Annotated in this window: 15 protein-coding genes; 3 read left to right on the top strand and 12 right to left on the bottom strand. The window is 54.0% G+C overall.

Going from position 1 to position 17,673, the window contains the following annotated elements; translation table 11 throughout:
• The first annotated feature begins 170 nt into the window (after positions 1-170).
• Positions 171-1,535: a 16S rRNA (adenine(1518)-N(6)/adenine(1519)-N(6))-dimethyltransferase RsmA gene (rsmA, locus tag HNQ64_RS23985; protein ID WP_246431078.1), complete on the top strand. Its 1,365-nt coding sequence runs from the start codon at positions 171-173 to the stop codon at positions 1,533-1,535.
• A 24-nt stretch (positions 1,536-1,559) separates the two neighbouring features.
• Here rsmA and HNQ64_RS16500 read toward each other — a convergent pair whose 3' ends face one another.
• From HNQ64_RS16500 to hpt, 3 genes are read right to left on the bottom strand one after another with little or no spacing between them, the layout of a single operon-like run.
• The gene (locus HNQ64_RS16500) at positions 1,560-2,375 is read right to left on the bottom strand and encodes a class I SAM-dependent methyltransferase (protein ID WP_184210594.1); all 816 of its coding nucleotides are present in this window, start codon (positions 2,373-2,375) and stop codon (positions 1,560-1,562) included.
• 50 nt (positions 2,376-2,425) lie between these two features.
• On the bottom strand, positions 2,426-2,671 hold the full coding sequence (locus tag HNQ64_RS16495; RefSeq protein ID WP_184210592.1) for a MoaD/ThiS family protein: 246 nt from the start codon (positions 2,669-2,671) through the stop codon (positions 2,426-2,428).
• Positions 2,668-3,210 (bottom strand): hypoxanthine phosphoribosyltransferase, encoded by a 543-nt coding sequence (gene hpt, locus HNQ64_RS16490; RefSeq protein WP_184210590.1) that lies wholly within the window; start codon positions 3,208-3,210, stop codon positions 2,668-2,670. Before hpt ends, HNQ64_RS16495 begins: the two co-directional genes overlap by 4 nt.
• A gap of 74 nt (positions 3,211-3,284) precedes the next feature.
• Between hpt and pdxH the strand changes: the two genes are divergently transcribed.
• Positions 3,285-3,938: a pyridoxamine 5'-phosphate oxidase gene (gene pdxH / locus HNQ64_RS16485; protein ID WP_184210587.1), complete on the top strand. Its 654-nt coding sequence runs from the start codon at positions 3,285-3,287 to the stop codon at positions 3,936-3,938.
• A 31-nt stretch (positions 3,939-3,969) separates the two neighbouring features.
• On the opposite strand, the gene HNQ64_RS16480 is transcribed toward pdxH, so the two are convergent.
• From HNQ64_RS16480 to HNQ64_RS16455, 6 genes are all read right to left on the bottom strand, one after another.
• A complete protein-coding gene (locus HNQ64_RS16480) occupies positions 3,970-4,464 on the bottom strand; it encodes a hypothetical protein (RefSeq protein WP_184210585.1) in 495 nt (164 codons plus the stop codon).
• Between the two features lie 125 nt (positions 4,465-4,589).
• Positions 4,590-5,477 (bottom strand): sugar phosphate isomerase/epimerase family protein, encoded by an 888-nt coding sequence (locus tag HNQ64_RS16475; RefSeq protein ID WP_184210583.1) that lies wholly within the window; start codon positions 5,475-5,477, stop codon positions 4,590-4,592.
• 119 nt (positions 5,478-5,596) lie between these two features.
• Positions 5,597-6,889 (bottom strand): DUF4340 domain-containing protein, encoded by a 1,293-nt coding sequence (locus tag HNQ64_RS16470; RefSeq protein ID WP_184210581.1) that lies wholly within the window; start codon positions 6,887-6,889, stop codon positions 5,597-5,599.
• Positions 6,890-6,925: 36 nt separating this feature from the next.
• Complete coding sequence (locus HNQ64_RS16465) at positions 6,926-8,941, bottom strand: GldG family protein (RefSeq protein WP_184210580.1); 2,016 nt, start codon at positions 8,939-8,941, stop codon at positions 6,926-6,928.
• Between the two features lie 37 nt (positions 8,942-8,978).
• A complete protein-coding gene (locus HNQ64_RS16460; protein ID WP_184210578.1) occupies positions 8,979-9,740 on the bottom strand; it encodes an ABC transporter permease in 762 nt (253 codons plus the stop codon).
• Positions 9,741-9,780: 40 nt separating this feature from the next.
• Entirely contained in the window at positions 9,781-10,509 is a 729-nt protein-coding gene (locus HNQ64_RS16455) for an ABC transporter ATP-binding protein (RefSeq protein ID WP_184210576.1), read from the bottom strand.
• Positions 10,510-10,754: 245 nt separating this feature from the next.
• Between HNQ64_RS16455 and HNQ64_RS16450 the strand changes: the two genes are divergently transcribed.
• Positions 10,755-12,116 (top strand): Gfo/Idh/MocA family protein, encoded by a 1,362-nt coding sequence (locus tag HNQ64_RS16450; RefSeq protein WP_184210574.1) that lies wholly within the window; start codon positions 10,755-10,757, stop codon positions 12,114-12,116.
• A gap of 31 nt (positions 12,117-12,147) precedes the next feature.
• On the opposite strand, the gene HNQ64_RS16445 is transcribed toward HNQ64_RS16450, so the two are convergent.
• The 3 genes from HNQ64_RS16445 to HNQ64_RS16435 are packed head-to-tail and all read right to left on the bottom strand — an operon-like array spanning position 12,148 to position 17,464.
• Positions 12,148-13,560, bottom strand: coding sequence for a sulfatase (locus tag HNQ64_RS16445; protein ID WP_184210571.1), 1,413 nt, complete (start codon positions 13,558-13,560; stop codon positions 12,148-12,150).
• Between the two features lie 32 nt (positions 13,561-13,592).
• The gene (locus HNQ64_RS16440) at positions 13,593-15,104 is read right to left on the bottom strand and encodes a DUF7133 domain-containing protein (protein WP_184210569.1); all 1,512 of its coding nucleotides are present in this window, start codon (positions 15,102-15,104) and stop codon (positions 13,593-13,595) included.
• A gap of 35 nt (positions 15,105-15,139) precedes the next feature.
• Positions 15,140-17,464 carry a family 16 glycoside hydrolase gene (locus HNQ64_RS16435; protein WP_184210567.1) on the bottom strand — a complete coding sequence of 775 codons (2,325 nt, stop codon included), beginning with the start codon at positions 17,462-17,464 and terminating at the stop codon, positions 15,140-15,142.
• Between the last annotated feature and the right edge of the window lie 209 nt (positions 17,465-17,673).

Raw genomic sequence — 17,673 nt, 5'->3', positions numbered from 1 at the left:
GAATGATTATCACTTACTCATCCAGTGCCTTTCTTTTAACCTAATTCCAAGGGAATTTAGTATTTTCGAAAATTGATTGCCCGTTACTCAAAAAGCTCAGCTATTGAGAAGTCCGCAGGTGCCGTGCTTTCCTGTTGCCAGTCCTTCCCCTGCCATGCGATGGAGCAGCCATGCAATTCAACCGACGCCCCAAATTCCGCTCCACCCGCATCATCGGCGGCCAGGAAGTAACCCCCCGCAAGAGCATGGGGCAAAACTTCCTTGTGGATGAGGAAGTGGCACGCTGGATCTCAGACCAAATTCTGCCGGATGGCGCAGCTTTTGTGGTCGAGCCTGGGCCTGGCCTCGGTGCCATGACACAACATTTGGTTAACCGCCCTCAAAAGCTGCTGCTCATTGAGAAAGACAATCAGTTGGCCCCTCAGTTGGAAAAAAAGTATGGGCATCAAGGCGTCGCCGTGCAGCACGCAGATGCCACTCAGGTGGACTTGCGAGACTGGTACCAGTATGGCGACGTGCGCGTGATCGGCAATCTACCCTACTCTGTGGGTGGCGAAATCATGAAGCACATGCTCACCCCACCCACCCCGGTGAAGAGCGCCGTCTTCATGCTGCAAAAGGAAGTCTGTGAACGCCTCGCCGCCCAGCATGGCAAGGATGGCTACGGAGCGCTCTCCGTACTCGTTCAGCGCGATTGGGATGTGGAACTGCTACGCATCATCCCACCAGAAGCCTTTTCTCCGAAGCCCAAGGTGGACAGTGCCATTGTACGGTTTACCCCGCGCGATCCCTCCACCCTCCCGGTGTATGAACGGCGCACTTTTGAAAAACTCGTGCGCATGGGCTTTAGCCAACGTCGCAAGCAGATGAAGAATCTGCTTCCCCCACCTCCAGATTCCTGGGAGGCTTTGTGCGAATCCCTCCAGATGCCAGTAACGATGCGGGCGGAGGAACTTTCCGTTTGCCAATGGGTGAACCTCTCGCGCTGGTATGAAGGTCGCCACTCGGTCGATGCCGGGCAGAAGGCCTCCGAGATGTTTGATGTGGTGAACGAGCGAAACGAGGTCATCTGCCAAAAGCCGCGGGGCGAAGTCCATGCGCAGGGTCTGCTCCACAGGGCAGTGCATGTCTTTGTCATCAACCCCCGTGGCGATGTTTTTCTGCAAATGCGATCACACCTCAAAGATGTATCTCCATTGAAGTGGGATAGCAGCGCCGCTGGCCACCTGGATGTCGGGGAAAGCTATGCCGCCTGTGCCATCCGCGAAGTCCGTGAGGAAGTGGGATTGGAAATCACAGGTACAGAACTAGCTGCTCAATTACCGGCTGGGGAGCACACGGATCACGAGTTTGTAGAACTCCACATCGCCCGTCACAATGGGCCCGTACGCTGCCTGCCAGAAGAAGTTCCTTATGGGGAATGGTTTAGCCCCGCCCAGATCACCGCCTGGGTTGAGGCCCGTCCCCAAGACTTTGCCAAAGGCTTTGTCACATGCTGGAAAGCCTGGCTAAAGTTTGCAACTCCTGCCGTTTAAGCGAGAACTTCGTCCGTCACTCGATCAGGCTGGTTGGCGAAAGACCGTCACCACATCTTCATACAGGCCAGTCTGATGCGTCACTCCCGCATGAGTGAATTCCTTGAAGGAAGCCACAATCTCAAAGCCACGCTTTTTGAGGAGGTCCAGCATAGCCTCATGGGTCAGATTACTGCGCCAGCCGCCGAGACCACCACCCACGCTGCCGTGGTGAATGATACCCACAGCACCGGGTTTGAAGACTCGGCGAAACTCATCTGCATAACGCTCAACCTCAGCCTGATTGATATGAACGAAGACATCAAAACTCCATAGGGCATCCATGCTGCGATCTGGCACGCCGGAAAGGTCATTGCCTGAGCCGACCACAAATTTAGCTTTGCCCGTGCTGCCAAATTTTTCTGCACACACCTCCACACAGGAAGCTGAAATATCCACACCGAGCAGTCCATCCGCACGCTGGATGAGTTCGCCCGTCCAGCGCCCCCCACCAGGGCCAATTTCTAAAACCTGCCCACCCTGCGGCATGTAACCACGCAGGACATGCTCAATGATTCCTGTCTTCCAGGCTTCATTTGGCGTCCATTCCTCACCACCAGCCTGCCAGTCCCAGGCCTCCCAGATGGCTTTATTCAATGCGCGACTATTCATCCCAGGCACGCCATCACGACGGCGGATGTGATCCATTAACTTGAAGGCGCGGGCTCCCACAGCACTGGCGAGATAATAGGTCGCAAAGGCGGCACACCAGATGATGCCGTTCTCCTTCACAATGAGCCAAGCAAGGCTCAGTTTTTTACCTAACGAGATGTGGCGGCGGTTATCGACGATGTCCTTCATTGCAGAGTGCGCGGTGTTTCGCACGGTTCTAGGCTGTGGTCAATGCAGGATCATCCTCCTTGCACAGGAGGCATCAGTGCGACCTCGCATTGAGGATGTAAAAGTTCCGTTTTCTTCACATAGGTTAGATCCACCGCCACCAGTAGGCTAGAGTCCCAATCCTCCAGCTTGGGCCATCGGCGGTAAAGACTGTCCAGCAAATCTGCGACACTTGCACCCTCTGGCATCTGCCAGGTGATTTCTTCGTGACCCGTGATGTCGCGTAACACTGAGAAAAAAAGTACACGTGTGATCATGGCTTCAAAATACCAATGCACGGTAGGTTACGGAATCGTCCCTGATAATCCATGCCATAGCCCACGACAAATTCGTCTTCGATTTCAAACCCGCAGTAATTCAGCGGGACAACATGTTGCCGAGGCCGCTTTTTATCGAGCAAGACGGCCGTTTTCAGTGTGGCTGGGGACTCTCCCTGCAATCGGTCACGCAGGGCTTTGAGAGTCAGTCCTGTGTCTAAAATATCATCCAAGAGTAAAATATCCTGACCACAGAACTCCACCCCAGCCGGCCAGTTAATCTTCACCTGACCCGTAGATTCTGTGCCTCCGTGGTAACTGCTGGCCCCTAGCGTGACAATGCGCATCGGCAGGTCAATCTGCCGAAGAAGGTCTGCCACAAAAAACAAGGCACCGTCCATGAGCACCACCACGGTGATCTCTTTTCCTGCATAATCGCGCTCAATCGTCCGGGCCATTTCAGTGACACGACTGCGAATGGATTCCGCGCTGAGCAGCACACGGTGTAGATCGCTCAAGACTCCAGAAAGGACAGGCATAGCAAGAATATTGGATAAAGGCGCAAACATGGGATTGCCGCAACGGCCTGACGCACGTTTCTTTCGCTGAGCCCATGCTAGACTTCCCACCCACCAACCTACGCGACCTCCGCGTGAGCTACGATCTGGATAGCCTAACCGAGGAGACTGCCCCAAGCGATCCGCATATCCTCTTCAATCTTTGGCTCCAAGATGCCTTGGCTCATGCTCTGCCTGAACCGAACGCCATGACTCTTTCCACCATTGGCAGTGATGGCGGGCCCAACAGCCGCACCGTCCTTTTAAAGGGACTGGATGAGCGTGGCTTTCATTTTTTCACCAACTACGACAGCCGCAAAGGGCGGGACATCGCTGCAAATCCACGCGCAGCGCTTACCTTCCTGTGGACGCAGCGCCATCATCAAGTGTGCGTGCGAGGGACGATTTCCAAACTCCCCCGTGAAGATGCGGAGAGCTACTTCAACAGCCGCCCTATCGGTCACCAGATAGGGGCTTGGGTTTCGGACCAGAGCGCGGTTATCCCAGGACGTGAATGGCTGCACCAGCGTGAAACCGAAATGGCAGCTCGTTTCGGCACTGGCCCCATCCCCTGCCCCCCCAACTGGGGAGGCTACACCCTACTGGCCTCTGAGATCGAATTTTGGCAGGGCCGCGTAAGTCGCCTGCATGACCGCCTGCGCTACACCCGCCATGAGGGAGGCTGGAAGATGGAACGGCTCAGCCCTTAAATAAGGTTTTCGAGTTTTCCGCGAACACTCATCAGAGCCCCATGCTTAAAGCGACCGTGGGAGTTTCAGTTTCATTTGATTCACTGGCGAGCATTTCCGCCAGTGATGGAGAGAGTTCACAGCGACTACGCAAATAAATAGCCCGAACGAAATCCATAAGACGAGGAAAGTAATCTGTAGAGGTCAAAGCCAAAGCACCATCACGACCTTGAATGACGAGATAATGAAGCGGCTGGTTGTGATCTATTCGGCTGATTTCCGACCAGGCATGAAAGGTATTTTGTCCAAGACGCTGAATACGCAACCCTCCTTCTTCAACGAGATAACGATTGACCCCGCTGCGCAAGTAAAGCGCCAGTGTCAGCAATGCAAACAGTCCACATCCTCCGACCATGATCCCACGCAGAAACAGGCCGCCACGAACGAAGTGATCTACTGATGAACGATAAGCCATCCAGCTAAAAAAGGCGACGAGACCCAAAGCTAAAAGATGGATCAGGGGAGAGTGATTGAACTTGGTTTTCATGGGGGGGAGAGCTTCGTAACAGCTCCCCCAGCCTGAACCAAAAAAAAGATGGTGACAGTTTATCCACCTTATCCATTCACCAAGCCCCCCTGATGATAGGCTGCTGAATCTTTCCAACGCCTATCTTACATGGCAAAGATACGGTCCATTCGCTCCGTCAGCATTTTGAGCCCGTTTGGGTTCAGCCCGCCTCGCTGCTCGCTAATCGCCCAGCCCGTGTAACCGATATCATCAAGCGCCTTCATGATGGCAGGCCAGTTGTTGTCTCCTTCTGTGAGATCGCAATCAAAGCCTTTCCACACGCCTTCGTCCTTCATCTTTTTGGTGCTGTATTCTTTGACATGGATTCGATTGATCCGTGGCCCGAGTACCTTGATCCATTGTTCGGGCCATCCGTAACGCAGCACATTGCCAATATCGAAATGCCAGCCAACAATCGGGTCACCGACTTCATCTAGAAAACGCACTGCCTCCAGGGGGCTCAGAATAAAATTATTCCACACGTTCTCGATGGAGATCTTCACCCCCAATTCCTTCGCCAAAGGCACGGCTTTTTTGAGCTGAGTGATGGACCTTTCCCAAGCCACATCATACGGAACCTCTTCATTGCACACCCCAGGGACCACCAAAATAGATCCCGCGCCATAAGCTTTCGCATCTCGCAATGTCGTGAGAACGCCCTGCAGGCCCTCTTCTCTTAAAGACTCATCATTGTGCGTCAGAGTCTGCTTCCAATGCGTGTGACAGCACACGCTAGCAGCCTCCAGACCCGTCACACCTAAAGCATCCAATACCTCCTGTTGATTCATACCACCAGCAGGCTCGACTCCCTCGTAACCCGCAGCTTTAGCGGCGGTGTATTTTTCGATCAAAGTTCCTTTGATTCCCAATGTTCCGCCCATGATGGCTTTGCGTAGCTTACGAGGTGCAACGGCTGCCGATGAAACATGCGGGGCGAGGCTGAGCGCAGCAACGCCCAGAGTCTGACGGAAAAAAGTGCGACGTGAGGACATAATCAGGAGGAGAAAAGGGATACGCACCTTGATAACTGTCCCTGTCGTTCATTCGCAGTAAAAACGGCAACCCGTGTTGCGCGGGTTGCCGTTGAAGCACTTCGCTTTGTGAAAAAGCTCTATTTCTTTTCTTCGGTCGCAGGCGCAGCCGGTGCTGGAGGTGTGGGTGCTACAGGCACTTGAATCGGTGGCGTAGCTACTGCCGAGGGCGCAGCAGTAGGAGTTGGGAAAACAGGTGGATTGGCCACTGCCGGAGCAGGGGTTGCTTTCGCATCGACTTTCACGATCTCACTGCGCTTTTTGAAGATATTGTTGACGGTGTATTCAGACACTTCAAACACCCAGTCTGCAAACTTCTGCTCTTTGGCCAACTTGCTTTCGAGGCCTTTGATCTGAGTCGCGAAAGCTTCATCCGCTTTTTTCTTTTCTTCTTCCTTCTCGTCTTTCACTGGCGGACGTGATTTTGGGAAGTTCCCCGTTACTTTCACGCTCAGATAAAAGCGACCAACTCCATCTTCAGAAGGCTGTTTAGCCACCAGCAAATCATAGACAAAACCTTCGAAGGTCACGATGTTAACCTTGATCGCGCCTTTGAGTGCTTCAGCCGTTTTGTCCTTCGTCACCACATCGTTGAAGACCGGAGTCGAAAGCAGATTGCTCACAGCCAGCTTGGTTCCATCCAGAGCCTCACCCACTTTAGCATCCAAAAGAGCAAACTCCAACTCAGCATCCGTTTTACGGCCGACTTTCCAGCCTTCTTCAGCTTGAGGAGGAACAACGGTGATCTCTTTGATTTTCTGGATATCAATGAAGGCCTTGTCCAACCAGGAATCAGGCTTGGCTTCCAAATCCGTGAATGGATTGCTGACCACCCAGATGGTATCACCATCTTCCGGAATGCGAACGAAACGCTGGCTGCCGCCACCGAACTGGTTGCTCGTGCGTCCACCTGCGGTGTCAATGGTTTTACCCAAGACGAACGATTTGATGACCTTACCACCGGCATCTGACAGTTCCACTTGAGTGCCTACGCCCTCAGGAGCTTCCCCAGGTGGTTGCACCTTGATTTCGGCCCAGGCACCTTTGCGGACTTCTTGTTTGTTGGCAATCCGCTGCTGGTAGAGTTCGCTACGCACGGAGCTGATTCGGTCCATGCTGGCTGGATACCCACCACGTTCTAGCACCGTAGCCGATTTGCCATCTTCACTGATTTTCACAGTGGTTTCCGAAGTCGCATCCTTCAGTCGGATTTTTTTGATTCCTTGGATGTCTAGATCTGGCAGCAACATTTCGCGCGTTTTTACGCCCCGATTCGCGGCCGTATTCAGCCCCTCATTCTGCTGTTTTTGATAAACAAGCCCGGCTCCGACCAGCCCAACAAGGATGATAAGAAGTGTGAGAATTTTCTTCATGGATCAATTCAAATTGAAGAGTGTAAAAAATAGAAATCAAACTGCAGCGGTGATCACACGCCGACGAATGGCCAACAGAATCCCCAGGGAGACCACCAGCAAAGGCACAACCAGGAAGTTCAGCAGCACGATCATGGATTTGGTGAACTCGATTTCCTTATTCTGTTCACGTTTCACTTCACGAATCTTGCGGTTGATATCCGATTGCGTCTTCATCAACTCATTGAGCTCTTTGATCTGACTAGGATCAGCCAACTGACCGTCTTTCACGCGCAGAGGACCCATTTTCTGAGCGGTTTCATCCAGCTTAGTCTGGAGAGCTTGACGTTGAGGGCGGAACTTTTGATCCACCTTTTCACGCAATTCAGCCATCTTCAGGAATGGACGCTGAGTGGCAGCACGGCTACGCACTTGGAGAAGGTCTCCGCCACCACTCAGAACCTCGATGGCGTTGAGCATCAAAGGCAGGTTTGCGTTGGCAGCGACCATTTCACCCAAGCGATCTCGCGCCACGCAGAGTTCATCATACATCATATCGGCGTCCGCAAACAAAACGACCATACCTTCACTGCTGACGGATTCCTTGATGGTGCCGTCACTGATATTAAACTCTTCCTTCTTCTCGGCCGGCTTAGCAGGAGTTTCCACCTTTGGTGTAGCAACTGGTGCAGCAGGTGATGTTGTCACGACAGGCGGAGCTGGAGCATCCGCAGGTTTGGGGGCCGTTGTATCCTCTTGTGCGCCACCGGATTCCAATCCTGCCGCCGGGGTTTTTGGACGACCGCCAGGAAATGCTGTTTTGAATTTTCCACTCAGCCGTACCGCCAAAATCTGAGGCCGACCGGTGGGGCTGAAAGTATTCATGCGTTCCGGAGTCAGCGATTCTGCTTCTGAGACATCGAGCATTTCGTTGGCTTTAGAACTGCTTGCAAGAATGGTGGATTCAATCCCATCTCGAGTATCCAAAGTAAATGCCCCCGAAACCAGCACCCGCAGAGGTTGCAAGCTGGCGGTGATACGATCCGTTTGGCTTAAGGCTTCCGCAGGAAGTTCGAGATCCAGAGGATTTTGTCCCCCTTGAGCACTGCGATAATTCACATCTGCTACGACCTGCGTTTTGGAGAAAGAGACTCCCCATGCCTTTAAAAGATTAGGCAAATCTGAGGTCGGATTGATCACCCCACCTGGTTGACCAGTCATGGGGTTGGGTTGGTTGCTGTAAACCCGCTTCGCCACGATGCTCTGCGGATCCACCAAGGCGATCACTTTACCACCTTTGAGGAGGTATTGATCAATCGCGTACTCGGCGGCCTCAGTGATATCGGCAGGGTGGATCACGACCAGAGTGTTGATATCGGAATCGATCTTATCAGAACTCATGGGCACATCACGCACCTCGTAATCCATGCGCAAACGTTGGATGAGAACCCAAGGCTGCTGCCCCCGCTGCTGCTGGAAAGGAAACATTGGAGAGCCCATGATCGGCATGGAAGTCATCACACCCACTACGGTCTTGGATGTTTTAGATACTTTCTGGATGGCACGGGTGATGTTGTATTCCAGAGACGTTTCTTCACCGGGATTCAGGAAAGGCAGCACTTCTTTTTGTGCGGCCGACTGAATCGCCATACCGAAGTAAAGGGTATCGCCATCTTGGTTCACTTGGATGCCCTGGAGATCATCTTCACGGGCACGGTCTTCATCTTCCGTATTCGGATTTGGCGTCAACCGCTCCAAGATGATTTTGCCTTTGGCAGCGGTTTGAAACTCCAAAAGAAGATCCCGAACCACCGTGGCGCGCATCTTGAGCTGCGGGGGCATGATGCGATCATCAGACGTTTCGTAATAACGAATAGTGACGGGTTTATCTGGATTCAGACGATCCAAAATATTGCGTGTGCCATCGGCCAAGGTGTACAGTTTGTTTTGAGTCAAATCTACACGGGCATTGCCTAGGCCTAGCCCACCGACCAGGAAGTTCACGGCCAACACGATGGCGATGACCAGCAGTGCCGTGATGCCTGCGGTGCCTTCTTTGCTATTCAAATTCATAAAAGGATTCTGAAAGGGTTGAAAAGTAACACCTAGCTTAAGCACGTTTGGAACGCAGTCCCATGTGAGTCACAATGAGCGCCACGATGATCACCGAAACGAAGTAGAGCACGTCTCTCAGCACAAAGATGCCACGGGTCATTTCAAAGAAGTGATCCATAAAGCTCAGGTAGCTGATGAAACGCACCACGGGTTCAAGAACTGAAGGCACAGTGTTAAGCACCGTATTCAAAATACCTGGGTGGCCGATCAAAGTCAGGGCGATGCAAAGGGCCACAGAAACAATGAAGCACACCACTTGACTGCGAGTGTAGGCACTCGCCGCGCTCGTCACCGCCAGGCAGCCGAGGGCATACAGATAACTCGCCGCATACCCAGTGATCATGGGACCAGGATCTGGATTACCCAACCAGCAAACGGTGATGATCACCGGGAATGTAAGGGCCAGACCGATAAGCCAGACCATCGCTGCGGCAAAGAATTTGCCAATGATGGCCTGCCAGGGAGACAGCGGCATGGTCATCAGGAGTTCGAAGGTGCCCAGACGATGCTCCTCGGACCACAGGCGCATGCCCACAGCAGGGGCCAGCACTACATAAATCCAGGGATGCCAGACAAAGAAGGTTTCCGTAAGTGAGGCGTTATTCGTCTCCAGCAACTGCTGACCGAAGAAGAAGGTGAAAGCCATCGTGGCCAAAAGGTAGATCACGACGATGACGTAAAGCACCGGGGAATTGAAGTAGGAGAGGAACTCCCGCTTAAAAATCGCCAGAGTGTTTTCCAGGTCTCTGCTTTTCATGAGGTTGTTAAAAAAGGTCGAAAGAGGGTTGAAGAAGTTCTTACTTCACGGTGTCAGGGCGAGTGATCGCGCGGAACACTTCATCCAGGGTATTGACGCCTGGGACGAGTTTTTTGAGCTGGTCAGGCGTGCCGTCCGCGATGACTTTACCACGGTCAATGATGATGGCGCGTGAACAGGCCGCCTCCACCTCCTCCAAGATGTGTGTGGAGAAGATGATGGCCTTTGTCTCGCCCATGCGTTTGATCAAGCCACGTATTTCGTGCTTCTGATTTGGGTCCAGACCGTCCGTGGGTTCATCGAGAATGAGCACTTCGGGATCGTGAATGATGCTCTGGGCAAAACACGTGCGGTGACGGTAACCTTTTGAAAGCGTGTCCACACTCTGGTTCCGCACACTTTCTAGGAAGCAAAGTTCTAAGACTCGATCAACCGCTTTGATTTTAGCAGCACCCGTAACGCCACGGATTTCGGCACAGAAGCCGAGGAAACTCGCGACGGTCATATCGGAATAAAGAGGGGCGTTTTCTGGCAAGTAGCCGAGAGATCGCTTAGCCAGTTCTGGCTCCTCCAGCATATTGATACCCCCAATTTTAATGCTGCCGGAAGTCGGGCGGAAGTAGCCCGTAACCATGCGCATGGAGGTGGATTTGCCAGCACCGTTAGGGCCAAGGAAGCCGAGGACCTGACCCTTTTCGACAGAGAAGGAGACGTCGTCCACCGCCACCTTACTGCCGAACACTTTTCGGAGGTTTTGCACTTGGATCATACTGTCACTATCATGGTTGTTTGGGGTTGTCTTAACAGGGAGTGCACTGTGACACACAGACACTCTGCTGCGTTCAAAAACGCGCGGGGCGCTTTATGGTTGCCTCTGCCCGATTTGCAAACGGATTTTGCGACCAGAATCACTAGCTTTAGGGGGGAATGAAGATTGTGGCGAGAAAACTCGTCATTTGTTCCTCAATTCATTCTGGACACCTCTGCCCTACTTTGGCTACAAACGTGACCTTAATGAAACGCATTCCCCTATCTTCTCGCCGTCAATTCCTGGCCAAGTCGGCAGGTGTACTCGGTTTTCCAGCCATCATTCCTGCCAGTGTTCTTGGGCAGAATGCTCCTTCCAATAAGATCACCATGGCCGTTTTGGGCTGGGGCATGATGGGCCCCAGTAACACCAATAAATTCCTCGCTGAGGCCGACTGCCAGATCGTAGCGGCCTGTGATATTGACAAACGGAACCTGGAAAAGGCCGTGAACACCGTCAATGCCGCCTACAAGAATACCGACTGTAAAGGCTATCATGACTACCGTGAAGTAATGGCCCGTAAGGACATTGACAGCGTCATGCTGGCCCTGCCGGACAATTGGCATGCACTGACCTCCATCGAAGCCGCCAAGAACGGTAAGGATATCTATGGAGAAAAGCCCCTTGCTCGCACCGTTGCCGAGCAGCAGGCCATCGTGAATGCCGTCAAACGCTATGGTCGCATCTGGCAGACTGGATCTTGGCAGCGCAGTGAAAATAACTTCCGCATCGGTGCGGAAGTCGTCCGCAATGGACTCATTGGCAAACTTACTCATGTAGAAGTAGGCCTGCCCGCAGGCCACAACGACTTTGCCAAGACGGGGGACAAGCGCAGCGTCACCCCACCGCCAGCGGAGCTAGACTATGAGATGTGGATCGGGCCTGCGGCGATGCAGGAGTACATTGAGTGCCGAGTCCATAAAAACTGGCGCTGGGACTACAACATCGGCGGCGGCCAGCTCCTCGACTGGATCGGTCACCACTGCGACATCGCCCACTGGGGCATGGATATGGACAGCAGCGGCCCTTCTCTCGTCAAACCTCTGCAAGTGGACATGCCGCCCCGCACAGACATTTGGAACACAGCAACCAAGTACCGAGCCGAAGCGACCTATGCTGGTGACATCGTGATGACCATCGCAGGCGGTCATGATGACATCAAAATGGGAACCAAGTGGATCGGCACAGATGGCTGGGTCCATGTAAACCGCGGCTCATACGATGCCTCCAAGCCCGAGTTGAAGAAGATCATCAAGAAGCGTGAGGGCGACAAGGTAGTGGAAGCAGCCACGGCCCCCAAAATGGGTGACGACGTCATCAAGACCCGCCTCTATGAAACCCCGGGCCATCACCGCAACTTCCTGGATTGTGTGAAGAACCGTAAGCCGACGGTGACCCCTGTGGAAACGGCCCACCGGAGCGCCACACCGGGCCACCTCGCCCTGATAGCCTTCCTGGTGAATCGTCCGATCAAATGGGACCCAGTGAAAGAAGTGATTCTCAACGATCCAGAAGCCAGCAAGCTGTTGACCCGTGAATATCGCGGTCCTTGGAAACTGGAAGCTTGAGCGAATGACGAAGCTTTCTGAGTCACTCCAATCAGCGTTTCTCAGAAAGCACCATCTGCGGAAGGTGTTTAGCGAGCATGGCACGCAGTTCCTTCAAGGTGGGGGCATGCTCAGGGACCTGGGCAAGATTGGTGTATTCATGCGGATCGGCCTCGTGATCATAGAGTTCGATGCCGTTTCGGCCCTCGTCCCACTCCGTGCAGCGCCAGCGGGGAGTGCGCACGCTGCGGCCCCAATGCTCTGCATCTTTTCCACGGCGGGCCTGAGTGAAGGCGGCGACATGAACGGATGAGGCGGGGTCGTTCAGCACGGGGCGAAGGCTTTTGCCCTGCAAGTGAGAAGGGGCCGAAATACCGCAGAGATCGCACAGCGTGGGATAGAGATCGGTAAGCTCCGCAAGGCCCACGGCGGTGCGGCCATTGCCCTTCATGCCGGGAGCGGAGACGATGAGCGGGACGCGGGCGCTTTCCTCGAAAAGACTTCGCTTATGCCAGAGGCCATGTTCACCGAGGTGCCAGCCGTGGTCACTGGTGAAGATGATGATGGTGTTCTCCAAGAGGCCTTGCTCCTTCAGCGAGGCCAGCAGACGACCAGCCTGCGCATCCACATAACTGACACAGGCGAGGTAAGCGCGGATGGATGCGCGGCGCTGTTCCGGCGTGGAGGTCATGGCATAACCGGGCACGGAACCATTGCGAGCCGGAGCGGGGATGTCCTCGACATCATTGGCGGGAGAGTCAGGCAGGGTGATCTCATCCAGAGGATAGAGGTCAAAGTATTTAGCCGGAGCAACGAGGGGCAGATGCGGACGGTGAAAGCCGACAGCGAGGAAGAAGGGCTTGTCGGCATCGCGCTTCTTCAACCAGCCGATGGCGGTGGTGGCAAAGGCACCGTCGCAGAGCTGGTCGTCATCCCCCGGGATTTCCTGCCAGACCAACCCCTGCTTCTTGCCTGTCTGAACGGTGACGATAGAGTTGCGTTTGGGCGGATAAGGACGCTCGTCCTTAAAGGGCGTGCCGAAGTCCCAGGCGTGCGGATCATCCATGCTTTCCAGGCCAGTGGGGATGCCGAGGTGGAAGAGCTTGCCACAGCGAGCAGTGGCGTAACCTTGCTGGCGAAAGTGGTGCGGCAGGGTGAGGACGTCCGGGATGTTGACGTAGAGGCTGTCGGCATTGTCCGTGACACGGGTCTGGTTAGGCCGCAGACCACTCAGAAAAGAAGAGCGGGATGGATTGCAGTGTGGGAACTGGCAGTAAGCGCGGCTAAAGAGCACCCCTTCCTTGGCCAGTGCATCTAAATGTGGAGTTTGCGCCTGAGGATGACCATAGCAGCCAAGCGTCGCTGCAAGGTCGTCCGAAACCATCAACAGAACATTCGGTCGTGCATCCCCCGCCCAAGTTTGGAGGGCTAACCCAAAGGTCAGGAGTAAAAAGAGAGGCTTCATAACGCCTCTGATAACGCTATCTGACCTAGCCTCTATCGCTTCGGAATTTCATTGAGCGTGTAGTAAGCGACGGAATGAAGAAGTGGCTGGCTTTTGGCGTTCTTCACCCCATCGAGGTGGAGTTCATGAACGTGTCCCTGCGTCATGGGAGAGAGAGTCAACTTCACAGACTTACCGTCAGCACCGACTTTGGCCGAACTGATTTTGGCAAGGATCTCATCCACCTCGGGACCTCCGTAGTCTTCGCGGTAAGCATAGGTAAACTCGCGCATGGAGTAACTGGTCACATCACTGGCGGATTTAACATCCACGGGTTCGGTAAAGGTCAGCTCGAAGCCATCCGGAGTGGCACGCATTTCATGGATTTCAAAGGGCAACTTTCCGGTCCATTCCAGCTTCTCAAAGCAAAACGGTTTGCCACCACGGGCACCCCAGCCACGATCACTGCCGCCGGTGTAAAGATGGCCTTCAGCATCCATGCGCCCACCAATGAGACCACTAGCAAAACCGGTGCGGAAAGGAATGACAGCGCCCTGTTTGATGCCGTTGACGGTTTCAAGAAAGACGCGGCTGACATTGCTGTGGCTCTGGTCGGCAATAAAAAGCTGCTTTTGGAAAGGGCCAAATTTGCCGCCGGATTCATCGCAGAGGATGAAGGTGGGAGAGTTGCCGACCTTGCCATGAACGAGATATACGGCAGGAGGAAGGAGTTCCTTGATGCGTTTGCGCTCAGTGACAATGCGGTCAGGATCGCCATTGGGATTAGCTTCGCCCCGTTTGCGGTTGCCCTTGAAAGCTTCCGGGATGGGATCCACAGGCCGAGGCCCCATGTTCGGAGCGAGAGAATACCAGATATTGCCAGCAGGATGCCCCTGGAAGCTGCCCGGGACGAGGTGCTGAAGGGTGGAGGAACCATGCCAGGGGCCCTGATTGTCCACATAATAGACTTCGCCATCGGCATCAAAGCCGACACCGCCAGGGCTACGAATGCCGCTGCAAGTGGGAACAAGGGTGCCATCTGGCTTGATACGGACGGCCCAGCCACGGAACGGCACCTTGCTGTCGAATGATCCTGTGAGACAGAGGGTGACCCAAAGGTCGCCCTGTTTATCAAAACGGCTGCCAAGAGCATACTCATGGTAGTCGCCAGAGACGCCCCATTGGTCGTTCACGTTCTCAAACACATCAGCCCGACCATCGCCATCCTCATCCTTGAGGCGGGTAATTTCATAACGAGTCGTGGCGTAAAGAGCGCCCTCTTTGTAACCCAGGCCCAGAACTTCATGCAGGCCGGAGGCAAATAGCTTGTAACTGATTTTTGAGGGATCGGACTGCTGCGCATTGGAGACGATCCAGATCTCCCCGCGGCGAGTTCCTAAAGCGAGTTTGTCGTCCGGTAAAAGCTCAATGGACCCCACTTCCAGGGCAGTCTCTGCCGGAGTCGTGTAGGTGGTGATCTTGTAAAAATCGGCTTCGACAGGATCCGCAGCAGAAAGAGTGCTGCAGAGCGAGACCACGAGGGAAAGAAAAACAAAACGTTTCATGAGAACGAAAAAGAAGACGTGGGATCGAGGGCGGATCACTGAGGCCAGGAATACGTGACGGAGACCTCTGAACCAGTGATGGGGAGGAGGAGATTCCCCCCCACGATGCGGGCTCCTGCAGCAGTGATGCGGAGCTTGTTTTCAAAAGCACGCCCTTCAAGATTAAGCTTTCCTGCATCAATGAGGAAGCCTCCGTCCTTGGCTTCGATCTTACCAGAGGCGATGCGCAGCCACATGTTTGCAGGCACCTGGCCATCGATCTTCAGCGTTCGTTGCAATTGGTTAGGTGCGGCTGCGCAGCGATCTGCCACTTTCAGACCATTCCATTCATAAAGGAAGGTGGGATGGCGTGAGGTATCAAGACGATAGCCTTTCCAGGCGTACCCCGGAGCCCGCTCCTGTTTTTCTGGCCAGGCAGCCTCTGGCGTCGCGAGGATGGCGAAAGGCTGCCCCTGGGAAGGGCTGAGAACATCATAACCAAGAGGGGCCTGGTAACCACCGCCGCGGCTATTCCAATGTTTGGAGGCATCCATGAAAGCTCCGCGCCAAATAAGGGCGAGGTTCATCTGTTCCGCACTCCAGGCAACGCTGATCCCCCCCGGATACCCGACGGCGATGCCCCGATTGCCCGCTCCAGCAATGAAATTGCGGTAGATGACAGGCTCATTTTTAACCACAAGAGGGATGGGATCGAAATCCTTCTTCTGCTTCGGTTTGGCCCCTTTTTCCCAGCCTTTGGGTGTCCACTTTGAGAGGGGCGTGATGTCGAAATGGCTACCTTTCCAGGCTGCAAAGACGGCGATGTCTCCTCCAGCTTGGAAATATTCGAGACGGAAATCATGGAGACCTTCCTCAAGCTGGGCGGAACCTTCCTTAATGTCTCCGGCTGGGTGAATACCGTCGAATTCGACGATGTTTTTACCATCCACAAGAAGTCGGACCCCATCATCCCCTGTGATGTAAAAACGGTAGCTGCCCTTGCGCGGAGCATGAAGCTTGCCGGTGAAGACGACGCCGAACTCGTTCTTGTAGTCGTCGAGCTTGATCTGAATGAGGTTGTCTTCGACCATGCCTTCACGGTGCGGTTTGAGTTTCGAAAAATCTGGAAGGCTTTTCCAGGCTCCCTGATAAAGGGCGAATTTGAGGTCTTTGAGGCCATCGCCGAGAGGCAAGACTTTCATCTTGCCGTTCATAGTAAGGGCATGGCCCGGAAAGGTGCAGACAAAGGGATAATCCCCTGCTTTTTCTGGAGCTGTGAAGGTGAGGGCTTCCTCTTCATGAGGATTGAGCATTTTCGAATGCAGCCACACGCGCTTGTCATCTGGCACCCAATTCCGCTTGAGAGCAGCCTCGACGTTTTCCATCTGCTTCAGGGCCATGGCAGCGGTATCGGTGCCTGGCTGACAAAAGACGATGTTGTGCGGCAAATCGTCTCCGTTTTCAAAGATGACTTTCACGGCCTCGCCTGGACGAACAACAAACTCATTTTGATCATACTTCATCTGAGCCGTCATGGTTTTGATGCGAATGATTTTGAGGGGAGCTGAACCCGGAGATTTTTTTATCTCAATCGCTGCTTTTGCTGGAGTTAGCAGGCCAGCTTTGTCGGAATCCACTCGTAGGGGACGTAACCAAATGTTACGAAAGCGGACGGGATTCAGGTGATCTTGGAGCATCAGGTCACCCTCCTGAGCAATGCTATCAAACTCACGCTGGAAGTGAACGACGATGCCATTGTGAATGACGGTCAGTTTTGCCTTAGCGCCGGGTTTGGCCCGCTCAAAAAAGATATCGTAGGTCTGCCACTCGCCGGGCTTGCGACTAGCATTGACCATAGGTGGGTAATGGCTGTAAAGGCCCGAGGCTTGACCATCCGGATAAGTATCGTTCTGGTAAGAGTCAAGCACTTGGATTTCAGGGAAACCGCCGATGAAGACACCGCTATTGCCGCGGCCCTGGCCGTTGCCGGCGACGGTGGCGGGCGTGGCCCACTCCAAGTGCAGGTGGCCGTCGCCCTTAAACGTGTCACGCGTACGGATGCTCCCGCTGCGGCCAACGATTTCCATGTAGCCGTTCTCGACTTTCCATTGGGGCTTGTCATCGCCAGTTCCAGAGTCTTTGCGCGGCTCGCGCTTCCAATGAGAAAGATCTTTGCCATCAAAGAGGATCTTGGCATCTGAGGGGGGGGAGCCCGCCTTTTCATGGGTGCTGAATCCCGGTGGGCTGATCACCTGGGGCCGGGGGCGCTGCATGTCATGCGCACGATACACACCTCCGGGTGTCATCGGCTGTTCTTTTTTCTCCGCGGCTGGGAGATGGCCGACAAGGCCGAGGAAGACCAAAAGAGAAGAAAGACGCATGGTGGAGGGCTCTGATAACGAACGAAAAGAAGAAGCTGTTTCGCCAAACGCAAGAGGCTTGGGTGCAAAAGGGAATATCTCGGTACAATCAGAGCGAATTCAGGAGCTGTGGCCGCGTGAGAATTCGCTGTTCCGATCATGTCTCGACAACTTCAGAAAGCCGCAATTAGAATTCACGTTCAAAACGGTTTCATGGCCAAAACAGCATA

The organism is Prosthecobacter dejongeii, from assembly GCF_014203045.1.
In the GTDB taxonomy this organism is placed as follows: Bacteria; Verrucomicrobiota; Verrucomicrobiia; order Verrucomicrobiales; family Verrucomicrobiaceae; genus Prosthecobacter; species Prosthecobacter dejongeii.
Note: the sequence above shows the minus strand (reverse complement) of the source record. Positions and strands in the feature narration are given on the sequence as shown.

Coding starts and splice junctions, on each gene's coding strand:
- rsmA (WP_246431078.1), top strand. CDS start 171: ATGCAATTCAACCGACGCCCCAAATTCCGCTCCACCCGCATCATCGGC.
- HNQ64_RS16500 (WP_184210594.1), bottom strand. CDS start 2,375: ATGAAGGACATCGTCGATAACCGCCGCCACATCTCGTTAGGTAAAAAA.
- HNQ64_RS16495 (WP_184210592.1), bottom strand. CDS start 2,671: ATGATCACACGTGTACTTTTTTTCTCAGTGTTACGCGACATCACGGGT.
- hpt (WP_184210590.1), bottom strand. CDS start 3,210: ATGCCTGTCCTTTCTGGAGTCTTGAGCGATCTACACCGTGTGCTGCTC.
- pdxH (WP_184210587.1), top strand. CDS start 3,285: ATGCTAGACTTCCCACCCACCAACCTACGCGACCTCCGCGTGAGCTAC.
- HNQ64_RS16480 (WP_184210585.1), bottom strand. CDS start 4,464: ATGAAAACCAAGTTCAATCACTCTCCCCTGATCCATCTTTTAGCTTTG.
- HNQ64_RS16475 (WP_184210583.1), bottom strand. CDS start 5,477: ATGTCCTCACGTCGCACTTTTTTCCGTCAGACTCTGGGCGTTGCTGCG.
- HNQ64_RS16470 (WP_184210581.1), bottom strand. CDS start 6,889: ATGAAGAAAATTCTCACACTTCTTATCATCCTTGTTGGGCTGGTCGGA.
- HNQ64_RS16465 (WP_184210580.1), bottom strand. CDS start 8,941: ATGAATTTGAATAGCAAAGAAGGCACCGCAGGCATCACGGCACTGCTG.
- HNQ64_RS16460 (WP_184210578.1), bottom strand. CDS start 9,740: ATGAAAAGCAGAGACCTGGAAAACACTCTGGCGATTTTTAAGCGGGAG.
- HNQ64_RS16455 (WP_184210576.1), bottom strand. CDS start 10,509: ATGATCCAAGTGCAAAACCTCCGAAAAGTGTTCGGCAGTAAGGTGGCG.
- HNQ64_RS16450 (WP_184210574.1), top strand. CDS start 10,755: ATGAAACGCATTCCCCTATCTTCTCGCCGTCAATTCCTGGCCAAGTCG.
- HNQ64_RS16445 (WP_184210571.1), bottom strand. CDS start 13,560: ATGAAGCCTCTCTTTTTACTCCTGACCTTTGGGTTAGCCCTCCAAACT.
- HNQ64_RS16440 (WP_184210569.1), bottom strand. CDS start 15,104: ATGAAACGTTTTGTTTTTCTTTCCCTCGTGGTCTCGCTCTGCAGCACT.
- HNQ64_RS16435 (WP_184210567.1), bottom strand. CDS start 17,464: ATGCGTCTTTCTTCTCTTTTGGTCTTCCTCGGCCTTGTCGGCCATCTC.